General features: G+C 73.9%; 8 protein-coding genes. 3 read left to right on the top strand and 5 right to left on the bottom strand.

What is annotated here, in order from left to right; genetic code table 11:
- The first annotated feature begins 48 nt into the window (after positions 1–48).
- Both AC1VWI_RS02250 and AC1VWI_RS02245 read left to right on the top strand, forming a co-directional pair.
- Positions 49–3450, top strand: a complete 3402-nt coding sequence (locus AC1VWI_RS02250) for a glycosylhydrolase-like jelly roll fold domain-containing protein (RefSeq protein ID WP_499509185.1) — start codon at positions 49–51, stop codon at positions 3448–3450.
- A 67-nt stretch (positions 3451–3517) separates the two neighbouring features.
- Positions 3518–6790, top strand: coding sequence for a family 78 glycoside hydrolase catalytic domain (locus AC1VWI_RS02245; RefSeq protein WP_499509184.1), 3273 nt, complete (start codon positions 3518–3520; stop codon positions 6788–6790).
- 70 nt (positions 6791–6860) lie between these two features.
- Here the strand turns inward: AC1VWI_RS02245 and AC1VWI_RS02240 are convergent, their stop codons facing one another.
- Both AC1VWI_RS02240 and AC1VWI_RS02235 read right to left on the bottom strand, forming a co-directional pair.
- Entirely contained in the window at positions 6861–8222 is a 1362-nt protein-coding gene (locus AC1VWI_RS02240) for an MFS transporter (RefSeq protein ID WP_499509183.1), read from the bottom strand.
- Positions 8219–8860: a TetR/AcrR family transcriptional regulator gene (locus tag AC1VWI_RS02235; protein ID WP_499509182.1), complete on the bottom strand. Its 642-nt coding sequence runs from the start codon at positions 8858–8860 to the stop codon at positions 8219–8221. The genes AC1VWI_RS02240 and AC1VWI_RS02235 overlap by 4 nt, the downstream gene beginning before the upstream one ends.
- Positions 8861–8972: 112 nt before the next feature.
- On the opposite strand from AC1VWI_RS02235, the gene AC1VWI_RS02230 reads away from it, so the two are divergent.
- Entirely contained in the window at positions 8973–9779 is an 807-nt protein-coding gene (locus AC1VWI_RS02230) for a DUF6461 domain-containing protein (RefSeq protein WP_499509181.1), read from the top strand.
- Positions 9780–9859: 80 nt separating this feature from the next.
- On the opposite strand, the gene AC1VWI_RS02225 is transcribed toward AC1VWI_RS02230, so the two are convergent.
- The 3 genes from AC1VWI_RS02225 to AC1VWI_RS02215 all read right to left on the bottom strand — a co-directional run bounded on the left by AC1VWI_RS02225 (position 9860) and on the right by AC1VWI_RS02215 (position 12823).
- Complete coding sequence (locus AC1VWI_RS02225; protein ID WP_499516696.1) at positions 9860–11011, bottom strand: CaiB/BaiF CoA transferase family protein; 1152 nt, start codon at positions 11009–11011, stop codon at positions 9860–9862.
- 106 nt (positions 11012–11117) lie between these two features.
- A complete protein-coding gene (locus AC1VWI_RS02220) occupies positions 11118–12068 on the bottom strand; it encodes an ornithine cyclodeaminase family protein (RefSeq protein WP_499509180.1) in 951 nt (316 codons plus the stop codon).
- Positions 12065–12823 (bottom strand): IclR family transcriptional regulator, encoded by a 759-nt coding sequence (locus AC1VWI_RS02215; RefSeq protein ID WP_499509179.1) that lies wholly within the window; start codon positions 12821–12823, stop codon positions 12065–12067. Before AC1VWI_RS02215 ends, AC1VWI_RS02220 begins: the two co-directional genes overlap by 4 nt.
- Positions 12824–12844: the final 21 nt, after the last annotated feature.

The raw sequence follows: 12844 nt of genomic DNA, 5'->3' as shown, positions 1-12844 counted from the left end.
CGGCCCGCCCACCCGCCTGCACCCGCCCTCACCTCACGGAGTACCGCCATGCCTGAACTCCCCCTGTCCAGACGCCGTTTCGTGGCCGCCGCAGGGATGACCGGAGCCGCGCTGGCGTCCGGCCTGCCCCTCCCGGCGTACGCCGCGCAGCAGCACCACGGCGCGACGGGGACGACCTGGTCGCCCGCCCGCTTCGCCGACCCCGCCAAGGACAGCCGCCCGACGGTCTACTGGTACTGGAACGGCCCCGTCACCCCGGAACTCGTCGACGCCCAGATGGCGGACCTGCGGGACAAGGGGATGTACGAGGTCGTCCTCTTCCCGTTCGACAACGCGGAGATGCAGCCGGTCTTCTTCACCGAGGAATGGTTCGCGATCGTCGGCCACGTCCTGCGGACCGCCGAGAAGACCGGCATGCGGGTGTGGATCTTCAACGACGACCACTTCCCCAGCGGCCGATCCGGCGAGTACATCGTCAAGGGCGGCCAGGTCGGCTCGCGCACCTACAAGCCCCGCCCCGACCTGCGGCTGAAGGCCCTGTGGCGGTCCAGCACCGTCGTCTCCGGACCCGCCACCGTCGACCTGCGCGCCACCACCGGCGTCGGCGTGGACACCACCTCGCTGGTCGCCGACGCCGCGGTCCTGGGCGGCGCGGCCGTGCTGCGCGGGGGAGAGGAGTGGCGCGACCACACCGTCACCGGCAGCGCCCGGGCCGACCAGGTGTCCGCCGGGCTCGTCGTACGCGCCGCCGCCGACGGCACCGCGGGCTACGCCGTCGAGTTCGACCAGACCGGCGTGGTCACCGTCTCCCTCCTCGCGAAGGACCGGGAACCCGTCGAGCTCGCCCGCTCCACCCGCACCGACGGGTTCAACAAGACCAAGTTCCACACCCTCGCCGTGACCGTCAGCGGCTCCACCCTGACCGTGACCCTCGACGGCAAGGCCAAGGGCACCGTCACCGACGCCACCCACCCCGCCGGCGGCGTCGGCGTCCGTGCCACCGGGACGCAGCGCGCCCTGTGGGCGAGCCTGGTCGTGACCGCTGCCGACGGCACCGCCCTCTACACCCGGACCGCCTTCGGCGACCCTGCCGCCGCGGGCGACTTCCCCGCCAGGATCCCGCCCGCCGGCGCCGCGACCCCCGCCGCGGCCGCCGCCCGCCCGGTCGGCGCCACCTCCAGCGACCAGGTCGTCGAACTCACCGGGGAACTCGGCGAAGGCCGCACCTGGCGCGTCCCCGAGGGCGACTGGCTGATCGACGTGTTCGGCGGCACCCCGCTGGTCGACGACTCCCAGGGCTACAGCCGCAGCTACGTCGACCTCCTCGACGACGAGCCGGTGGAGCTGTTCCTCGACATCGTGCCCGGCGAGTACCACCGCAGGTTCTCCCGCTACTTCGGCAACGTCATCCCCGGCTTCTGGGACGACGAGCCGTTCTTCGCCTCCGCCGAGGCGCACTTCAAGCGCCTCCCGTGGTCGCCCACCCTGGCCGCGGCCCTGCGGAAGACCGGCACCGAGCCCGGCACCGCCTACGCGACGGCCTTCGACGACCTCGGCCGTACCGGCCGCATCACCCGGGGCCGCTACTGGCAGGCCGTCTCGGACCGCTTCGCCGGCTACTTCCGCAAGCAGTCCCAGTGGTACGCCGAGCGCGGCGTCGCACTCATCACCAACCCGCTGTACGACGAGACCTCGCCCTCCAAGCGGATCGTCTCCACCGGCGACCTGCACAAGGTCCACCAGTGGGCGCAGGTGCCCGGCGGCGACATCATCACCGCCGAGTACGTGGCGGGACAGCCCACCATGATCCCCCGCAACCCGGTCAGCGTCGCCCACCAGATGGGCCGCGACCGGGCCCTGCTGGAGTGCTTCGGCAACATGGGCTGGCAGGTCGCGCCCGACTTCGTGCGGGCCCTGGTCGGCGCGAACGCCGCCCGCGGCGTCAACCTCACCGTGCTGCACGCCCTGTGGACCGACGAGCAACGCGTCTTCTTCCCGCCGCCGTTCGGGCCGCGCGCACCCTGGTGGTGGGCGATGGAGCCGATCGCCGACTGGATCGGCCGCGTCATGGAGGTCGCCCGCGGCACCTCCGGCGCCCGCACCGCCCTGATCCAGCCGCAACGCGCCGCCGAGCAGTGGCGCGGCACCACCCGCCAGGGCGAAGTCGACGGCGCCTTCACCGACGCCGCGTACGCACTGGAGAGCGCCCAGGTCGACTTCGACCTCGTCCACGAGGGCGCCCTCTCCGGCGACCCGGAGCTGCTCGCCCACGCCCGCGTCCACCAGGGACGACTCGTCGTCGGCGAGGCCGGCTACGACCTGGCTGTCCTCCCCGTCACCCCGACCCTCGACGCCGCCGCCGTCACCCGCCTCGAAGCCTTCGTCCGGCAGGGCGGCACCGTCGTCGCCGTCGGCGCCCTGCCCCAGGAGGACGCCGGCGGGCGCGACCGCACCCTGGAGCGCGCGCTGAACGGCCTCTTCGGCGACACCGTCCCCGCCGGCCGGCGCGTCGGCGCGGGAACCGCCGTCCGCGTCGCGGACACCGCCGCCCTCGGGGACGCCGCACGGGAGGCGGGAGTCGCCGCGGCCGTCCTCGAACCGCAGGCACCGGCCGTACGCGTGCTGCGCACCACCCGCGGCAAGGACGTCGCCTTCCTCCTCAACAACGAGAGCGCCGCGCAGGTCGACACCGTCGCCGTGCTCCCCGCCACCGGCGCCCCCGAACTCTGGGACCCCGTCACCGGCACCGTGCGTCCCGCGCCCGTCCACCGGGAGCAGAAGCACGGCGGCATCCGCCTGCCGCTGCGGCTCGCCCCGTACGAGACCCTCGCCGTCGTCGTGCGCGCCGGCGCGAAGGAAGCCCCGCACCTCACCGACAGCACCCTGCCCGCCGCGTCCATCACCTCCGTCAAGGCCGCCGGCCAGACCCTGCGCGTCACCGCCGTCCTCGACGCGCCCGGCGACCACGTCCTCACCGGCAGCGACGGCGGCCGCACCTACCGGGGCACGGTACGCGTCACCGACCCGCTCGCCCCGCTCCCCGTGGACGGCGACTGGACGCTCACCCTGCAGCGCGCCGGAGCCACGCCGGTCACCGGCCCGCTCGGCAGCTGGACGACCGTGGAACCGCTGTTCTCCGGCAGCGGCACCTACACCACCGAACTCGTCCTCGACGCCGGGACCCTCGACGGCCGGGGCTTCCGCCTCGACCTCGGCCAGGTCAGGGAGGTCGCCTCGGTCACCGTCAACGGCACCGAACTGCCCCCGCTGCCGTGGGCCCCGTACACCACCGACGTGACGCAGCTGCTGCGCGCGGGCCGGAACACCCTCACCGTGCGGGTGTCCAACACCCTGTCGAACGAGCGCAACAAGCCCCTGCCGTCCGGACTCCTCGGCCCGGTGACCCTGCGGCCGTACCGCGAGGTCACCACCACCCTGGGCCGGATCTGACGTGCCGTCCCCCAAAGCGACGAACCCGCAGCCCCCGCCCACCGCACCGCCGTCAAGGAGCACCCGCATGCCCCGACCCCCGCGCGCAGGCACCCGGCGTACCCCGGCCCTCGCCGTCGCGACCGGTCTCACCGCGCTCGTCACGATCCTGCCCACCGCCGTCACCGCGGAGGCCGGCGCCCCCGCGTCGCTGACGGCGACCACCCTGCGCACCCAGAAGCTCACCCAGGCCCTCGGCATCGACGACACCACCCCCGAACTGAGCTGGGCCCTCACCGGCCGCTCCCCGGGGCTCGTCCAGACCGCCTACCGGGTCCAGGCCGCCACCTCGCCCACCCGGCTCCGGCAGGGCCGTCCCGACCTGTGGGACTCCGGCAAGGTCGCCTCCGCCGTCCCGCAGACCGTCTACGCCGGCAAGCAGCTCGGCTCCCGCACCCGGGTCTACTGGCGCGTCATGCTCTGGTCCGCCGGGGGCTCCCACGGCGCGGACCACGCCGCCGACTGGAGCACGCCCGCGTCCTTCGAGACGGGCCTGACCAAGAGCAGCGACTGGCAGGCCGACTGGATCACCAGCGCCGACTGGCAGCTCGGCAAGCGCGAGGTCACCCCCGTGGTCGTCAAGCTGCCTCGCACCACCGCCCGTTACCTCCGCCTCGACGTCACCCGCCTCGGCCTGCCCCTGCAGGAGGACTTCCCGGGCCGCACCTGGCGCCTGCAGCTCGGCGAGATCGACGTCCGCGACTCCGCCGCCGGCACCACGGGTCTCGCCAAGGGCGCCGCCGTCACCGCCTCCGAGTCCAACACCCTCCGCAAGACCTGGGAACCGGCCCTCGCCGTGGACGGCCTGCCCAACAGCGGCCTCCAGACCGCCGCCGGCTACTCCAGCGCGGCGCACACCGGACCCGACGTCTCCCAGCAGCCCGTCACGCTCACCCTCGACCTGAAGTCCGCGAAGACCTTCGACGAGGTCGCCCTCTACCCCCGTGCCGACGTCGTGACCGACGACGGCCGCGTCCCCGGCTTCCCCACCGACTACACCCTCGCCACCGGCGACACCCCCACCGGGCCCTTCACCCAGGCCGCGGCCGTCACCGGCCAGCAGCCGCCGAAGCCCTGGCTGCCGTCCGGACTGCCGCTGTTCACCAAGGACTTCGCCCTCCCGAAGCACGTGCGCAGCGCCCGCCTGTACGTCTCGGGCCTCGGCATCTACGACGCCACCATCAACGGCAGGCAGGTCGGCGACGCCGTCCTCGAACCCGCCAACACCACCTTCACCAAGCGCGTCCAGTACGCCACCTACGACGTCACCGACCTGCTGCGCACCGGCGGCAACACCGTCGGCGTCTCCCTCGGCAACGGCATCTCCAACGTCGTCAGCACCGCGGACCGCTACCGCAAGCTCTACGGCAACATCAGCGACCCCAAGCTGATCGCCCAGCTGGAGGTCACCCTCGCCGACGGCACCGTCCGCCGCATCAGCAGCGGCGACGACTGGCGCACCACGCTCGGCCCCACCACCTCCTCCAACTGGTACGGCGGCGAGGACTACGACGCACGCCGCGCGCTCCCGCACTGGGACGAACCCCGCGGCAGCCGCGCCGGCTGGGACGAGGCCGTGACCGTCGCCGGTCCCGGCTCCGCGGACGCGCCCGCCCTGCTCAGCGCCCGCGAGACCGAGCCGATCCGGGTCGTCGAGACCCTCACCGGCAAGGAGGTGCCCGGCGCCGAGGGCAGCCGGGTCTTCGACCTGGGCCGTAACATCGCCGGCTGGCCCGAGATCACGGTGCGGGCACCCGCCGGCACCACCGTCCGCATCGTGCCCGCCGAGAGCCTCAAGGACGGTCACGCCTTCCAGTCCATCAGCAACGTCGGCGGGCCCCTATGGGACAGCTACACCACCAGCGGCTCCGGCGCCGAGACCTGGCACCCCGAGTACGGCTACCACGGCTTCCGCTACCTGGAGCTGAAGGGACTGCCCGCCGGGGCCACGGTGACCGTCCGCGGCAAGGTGCTGCACACCGACAACACTTCGGCCGGTGACTTCACCAGCTCCAACGACCTGGTCAACGGCATCCACTCCATCATCCGCCGCTCCATCGAGGGCAACATGATGAGCGTCCTCACCGACTGCCCGAGCCGTGAGAAGCTCGGCTGGCTGGAGCAGGACCAGCTCGTCTTCCCCACCCTCGCCGCGAACTACGACATGGAGTCCCAGCTCCGCAAGATCGTCCGTGACATGGCCGACGGCCAGACCCCCGAGGGCCTGATCACCTCCACCACCCCGGAGTACACGGCCCTGCCCGGCGGCTACCGCAACGACTCCAACTGGGGTGGTGCCTTCGTCCTCGTGCCGTGGCAGCTCTACACCACCTACGGCGACCAGGAGACCCTCGCCACGTACTACCCGCAGATGCGGAAGTACGTGACCTTCCTGGAGGAGAAGGTCTCCGGCGGCATCCTCGACTACGGCCTCGGCGACTGGTTCACCCCGGACACCACCTTCCCCCGCGCGGTGGCCGGCACCTACGGCTACTGGCGCGTCGTCGACGCCATGAGCCGCATCGCCGCGCTCCTCGGCGACCAGGACGCCGCGGCCGGATACCGGGCCAAGGCCGACGCGAGTGCCAAGGCACTCGCGGACAAGTACTACGACCCCGCGAAGGGCACCTTCGGCGGCGGCGGACACGGCGCGGAGGCGCTCGCCCTCGACATGGGAGCCGTCCCGGCCGACCAGCGCGACCGGCTGCTCGGCCACTTCGTCGCGAGCGTCGAGGCGGCGGACTTCCACCTGAACCTGGGGGAGATCTCGCTGCCCGCCGCCTTCCGGGTGCTCTCGGAGTCCGGGCACGACGACGTCGTCGGCCGGATCGCCACCCAGACCACCAGCCCCAGCTACGGCTACCAGGTGCTGCACGGCAACACCACGCTCGGCGAGAGCTGGGACGGCGGCCCCGGCCAGTCCCAGAACCACTTCATGCTGGGCGCCATCGACGCCTGGTTCACCGCCCGCCTCGCCGGCATCCAGCAGGCACCCGGCTCCATCGGCTACCGCGAACTGCTCGTCGACCCGGCCCTCGTCGCCGGCCTCACCTCCGCCTCCGGCTCGTACCGCACCCCGTACGGCACCGCCGGCACCTCCTGGCGCCTGGACGGGGACGCGTACCGGCTGCGGCTCACCGTGCCCGCGGGCACCACGGCCGAGGTGCACGTGCCGGTGACCTCCGGTGAGGTGGCCGCGCCCAAGGGCGCCCGCTTCGTCCGCTCCGCCGACGGGGAGCGGATCTACGAAGTCGGTTCCGGCGACTGGACGTTCACCTCGACCTACCGCGCCGGCGCCTGACCCCGGCCGGGGCGGCGGCGTTCAGCAGGGGTCCTCGACGTCCCCGAGCCGGTGGGCCGGTCGGCGAGGCCTATGCCCTCGCGGGCCGGGGCAGCAGCGACGCCGGGAGCAGGCCGAGCGCGGCGAGCCCGGCGAGGAGGACGAGGGTGGTGCCCATCGTCGCGCCCGGTGGCCCGGCCGTGCCCGTGGTGCCGGCCGCGACCGCGATGCCGAGGGCCGGGCCGACGTTCATCGCCGTCTGCTTCAGGCCCCCGACGACCCCGGCGTACCCGGGCGGCGCGTCGCCGACGACGGAGGCGGTGGCGGTCACCATGACGGTGGCGAAGCCCGCACCGAGCACGGCGAACGCGGCGGCCATGGCGGCCCACGCGCTGCCCGCCCCGGACCGCGAGAGCAGCGTGATGCCCAGGACGACCAGGAGCGTGCCGCACAGGGCGGTACGGCGCGGGCCGTAGCGGCGCAGCGCGGCACTCGCGACGGGTGCGCCGAGCACCATGAGCGCCGTCAGCGGGAGCACCCTCAGGCCGGTGGCCAGCGGGTCGAGACGCAGCACGTCCTGCAGGTGGAACGTGGCCCGGAACAATGTGCCGAACAGCCCCGCGGTCGTCACCAGCAGGATGGCGACGGACGCCGTCACGGGTACCGAACGGGCCACCGCGCGGGGCACGTTGGGATGTTTCGCATGCCGCTCGTACGCGACGAGCAGCGCGAGGGCGCCCGCCACGGCGAGGAGCTCGAGCACCGTACCGGTACCCGTCCACCCGCGCTCGGGTATGCCCGCCAGCGCGTGGACGAGGGCCGCGAGCGCCAGCGCGAGCAGGGCCGCCCCGGCCGTGCCGACCCTCCCTCCGCCGTCGTCCGGCCGCTGCGGCACGGGCACCCGGACGGCGAGCGTGAGCACGGCGATCGCGAGCGCGAGGGGGACGTTGATCCAGAACACCGCGCGCCATCCCAGGTGCGCCACGACGAGCCCGCCGAGGACGGGACCGGCCCCCGCGGCCACCGCGAGCGCGCTGGTCCGGACGGCGATCGGCCGTCCCAGCCGGTCCTCGGGGTAGGCCAGCCGCAGCAGCGCCAGCGTCGCGGGTTGCAGGAGCGCGCCGAACACGCCCTGGGCCACGCGCAGGGCGATGACCCACCCGACGCCGCCCGCGACGGCGATCCCGGCCGACGCCGCCCCGAAACCCAGCACCCCCGCGCAGAGCAGGCGCCGGTGCCCGTAGCGGTCCCCGAGCCGGCCCGCGAGCACGAGCAGTGACGCCACCGCCACCAGGTAGCCCGTGCTGGTCCACTGGACCTCGGCGACGCTCGCACCGAGATCCCGCTGCAGGCTGGGCTGCGCCACCAGCAGGACGCCACCGTCGAGGGCGACGATCGCGGCCCCTGCGACGCTCGCCGCCAGCGCGAGCCGCTGCCGCGCGGGGGAGATCACGCGGGCACCGGCCCGAGGTGGGCGTCGAGGACGGCCGTGAGGAGTTGCTCCTGGCGCAGCGACTCCTCGCCCGGGTCGTCGGCGCCCAGGACGACCTGGAGGCTGCCCCAGGTCCACAACTGGACGAGCCCGTGCAGGTTCGACCAGAGGGCGGCGGCCGTCACCGGGGCGGGCGGCACGGTGGCCACCACGGCGGCGTCCTGCTCGGCCCGGCACCTGGTGACAAGCTCGACGAGGGCCCCGAAGAGGGGCAGTGACGTCTCCCGCAGCCGCGGACCGCCGTCCCCCTGTGGCGCGCCGTCCAGCAGGTCGTGGCGGAACATCAGCTCGAACATGCCGCGGTGGTCCAGCGCGTACCCGACGTACGCCCGTGCGGCGGCCGCCAGTTGGGCACGCGGTGCTGCCGCGTCCGCGGTGGCGGTCGCGGTCGCGAAGCGCGCGTGCAGGTCCTCGAAACCGCGCCGGGCGATCGCCGACAGCAGGGAATCGTGCGTGGGGAAGTGGCGCCGCGGCGCGCCGTGCGACACCCCCGCCCGCCGTGCGATCTCGCGCAGCCCCACCGACGCGGTGCCCCCGGCCAGCACGAGGTCCACGCCGGCATCGACAAGTCGCTCCCGCAGGGAGCCGCCATCGGTCATGGGGAGTGTCTACCAGCAGCTCGTAGACACTGTCTACGGCAATGACCGCGAGCCGTGCCGACGCCGGGCCCCTTTCGCGGTCTTGTCGGTGGCGGCGGGCAGACTGTGATGCATGACCTCGGCGACCGCACATGACCATGCCTGGATACGTTCCTCTCCGTTGTTCGGCTACGCGCTGGAGTGTGGGTACACCCTGACCCTGGCGAGGGGTGTCACCCCGGGGGAGGTCCTGCGAGTGATGGGGGCGGAGCCCCAGGGCACATGTACGGGAGCCGACGCGCTGATCGAGCGGCAGGACGAACTGCGCGACCCGATGGACTACTGGGACGACTCCTTCGTCGCGGGCGCGTTCACCGTCCCGGGTGAAGGCGGCGACTGGACGCTCGTCCTGCACGTCGGAGAGGGGGGCACGGGGATGCAGCCGCGCTTCCTGGAGGCCCTGTCGGCGGGCGGGCGCGCCGTGGTGCACTCCAGCAACGGAGGCAAGCCCATGGACTTCTTCCACTGGTATGAGGACGGGGAACTCCGGACCACGTTCGAGCGGCCCACAGTCAGGGCAGGCAGCACCCCCGATGCCCTCAACTCGTCGATCCTCGAGGTCGGATGGGCACTGTCGGACGACGAATACGGGACAGGCGGGGGCGTCGACACCAAGGCCGCGGCCTTTGCCCTCGCCGAGCGGCTGACCGGGGTCCGGGTGACGGAGGAACTGCTCCGGGAGGCCGAATACCAGCTCGGGCATGTACCCGAGGAGCCCGCCGAGGAGTGGACCGGCATCGTCATCGACATCACCGACGCCCATGGGGAACGCTTTTACATGGAAGTCACCCGTGACGAGGTCGAGAGCGCCACGGCTCGCGCCCGCGCCGAGGCCGCAGCACCGATGGTCATCCGCGGGCCTTCGTCACCTGCTCCGTGACCCGCAGCGCGACGTGCCTGGACCCGTGAGCTCGGGCTGGGTGACGAGCTGTCGATCCGACGCGATCGCCGCGTGATCGCTCACCGACCGCCCTCCGCCCCCTCCCGTGCGCCGCGGAACTCGGCGCGAACGGCGTCCGTGTGCTCGCCCAGCGCCGGCACCGGACCCATCAGGGCCTCGCGGCCGCGTACCGTCACCGGCGGCAGCAGCCCGCGCAGCGGGCCGGACGGCGTGCCGAACTCCCGCCAGCGGTCGCGGGCCTCGAGCTGCGGATGGGCCGCGAACTCCGCGACCGACCGCAGCCGGGCGTTCGCGATCCCGGCGCCGTCCAGGCGCTCCAGGACCTCGTCGGCGGTGAAGGCGGCGAAGTGCTCCTCGAGGATCGCGGTGAGCCCGTCGTCGTGGGCGTGGCGCAGCGGATTGTCCGCGAACCGCGGATCACGGACCAGCCCGGGCCGCTCCAGCACCTTCTCGCACAGGGCGACCCAGTCGCGGTCGCTCTGCACGCTGACGAAGACCTCCCCGCCGTCGCCCACCCGGTAGTGGCCGTACGGCGAGATCGACGGGTGCCGGGCGCCGCTGCGGGTCAGCGGCGCGCTCCCGTACAGGCCGTGGAAGAGGGGCTGCCCCAGCCACTCGCCGAGCGCGTCGAGCATCGCCACGTCGAAGGCGCTGCCCTCGCCGGTGCGTTCACGCTCGTACAGCGCGGTGAGGACGCCGGTGTACGCGTACATCCCGGCCGCGATGTCGGCGATGGAGATCCCCGCCCGCGCGGGGCTGTCCGGCGTGCCCGTGAGTGACACCAGCCCCGACTCGCACTGCACCAGCAGGTCGAACGCCTTCTTCGCCGCGTAGGGCCCGTCGTCGCCGTAGCCCGAGACACCGCACCAGATCAGCCGCGGATGCCGCGCGCGCAGCACCTCCGCGCCCAGGCCGAGCCGTTGGGCGGCACCGGGGGCGAGGTTCTGCACGAAGACGTCCGCCTCCGCCAGGATCCGGTCGAGCAGCGCGCGGTCGCCCTCCTCCTTGAGGTCCAGGACCACGCTCTCCTTGCCGCGGTTGCACCAGACGAAGTACGCGGACTCACCCTTGGCGGCCTTGTCGTACTCCCGCGCGAAGTCGCCGCCCGGCCGCTCGACCTTGATCACCCGTGCGCCGAGGTCCGCCAGCTGACGGGTCGCGAACGGCGCGGCGACGGCCTGCTCCAGGGAGACGACGGTGACGCCGTCCAGTGGCTGCCGCTGTGCCCGGTGCTGCGACGCTTGCTGTGGCGGCTGCTGTGACTGCTGCTGTGACTGCTGCAAGGCTCGCGCTCCTGGTCTGTGCGGTAGGGAACGGTCACATGGCCACGGTCGTGCCCAGTCCCTCCGCACGCGCGACGGCGTGGACGACATGGGCGGCGGCCACGTCCAGGGCCGCGTGCCCGGTGGACTTGAAGACGGTCAGCCCGCCGGCCTCGCCGCGTCCGGGGTGGTCACCGGCGAGCACGGAGCCGAGCAGGACGACCTCGCGGCCGGGGGAGAGACCCTGCAGTTCGTGGGCCCCGGCCGGGGGAGGGGAGCCGGCGGCGCCGGGCCACTCGGCGAACAGCGCGGCGTCCCGAACGGTCTCCGCGTCGACTTCGGGGCCGTGGGAACCGCCGACCGAGCTCACGTGCGTGCCCGGGGCGAGCCACGAGCGGCGTACGACCGGACGCGTCGCCCCGGTGCAGCAGAAGACGACGTCGGCCCCGCGCACCGCCTCCTCGATGCCCTCCGCCACGCGCGCCCCGGGATGGCGGGCCGCGGCCTCACGGGCGCCCCGGGGATCACGGCCGGCGACCACGACCTCCGCGGCCGGGTGGAGTTCCGCCAGCAGGTCGATCTGGGCGCGGGCCTGGGCCCCGGTGCCCACCACCGTGTGACGCAGTGCCCCGGGGCGGGCCAGCGCCCGCGCCCCGAGCGTGGCCGCGGCAGCGGTGCGCACCGCCGTCAGCGACTCGGCGTCCATCAGGGCCAGCGGGCGCCCGTCGTGCTCGTCGAACAACGCGACCATGCCCCGGTGCGCACTGCGCCCGGGCAGCGCCGGATCGCCGAACACCGACACCAGCTTCGCCGCCAGGCCCAGCCCCGGCACATGGCCCGGCATCGCGCCCAGCAACCCGGCCGGGGTGCGCGCCGCGATCCGCGGCGGCGCCGACACCTCGCCGCGGCTGATCGCGACGAGGGCCGTGGCCACGGCGTCGACGACGCGGCGCGTGTCGAGCGCGGCCCGGGTCTGCGCCCGGTCCAGGACGAGGAGACCGCTCATGCCGTGCCTCCGTGAGGATCGGTCAGAATGCGCCGGAGCCCGTCGGTGGCGTCACGCAGCGCCCGCTCCAGGGCGGGCAGCCGGGCCTGACCGAACTCCGCGTCCGGCCCGACGACGGTGAGCGCGCAGACGGGGGCGCCCGGGCCCGGCGTCACGGCGCGGCTGATCGAGGCGACCAGCTTCTCGTTGCGTCCGCGCTCCACGGCCACCCCCGTCCGCTCCGTACGCGCGATGTCGGCCAGCAGCCCGTCGTCCCCGTCGAGCGGGTGCCCTTCGGCCTTGGCGGGACGCAAGTAGGGCGCGCGGGCCGCCGGGTCGAGTGCCGCGACCAGCGCCAGCGGCCCGGCGAACCGGTGCACCGGCAGCGCCTCGCCCAGCAAGTGGCTGATCATGGCCAGGCGTTCCGGGCGGACGACGTCGATCACCCGGGCCCGGTCGGCCTCCAGCACCTGCAGGTTGACCATCATCCCCGTGACGTCGGACAGCTCCTGCAACACCGGGCGGGCCAGGGCGTTCAGCGAGTTCCCTGCCGCGGCCGCCGACATCCGCAGCACCGCGGTGCCGGGCAGATAACGGTCACCCGCCCGCAGCACCCAGCCCCTGCGCACCAGGTCCAGCAGGATCCGGTAGGCCGTCGCGCGGTGCAGGCCGACCTCGCCGGCCAGATCCGTCAGGCGGACGGGACGCGGCGCACGGGTGACGGCCTCGACGAGGTCGAGCGCCTTGTCCACCGCGGTACGCGGGGCCTCGGGCATCGCGGCCACTCCTTCTCGTTC

Source organism: Streptomyces sp. TOM-9, assembly GCF_056858595.1.
Note: the sequence above shows the minus strand (reverse complement) of the source record. Positions and strands in the feature narration are given on the sequence as shown.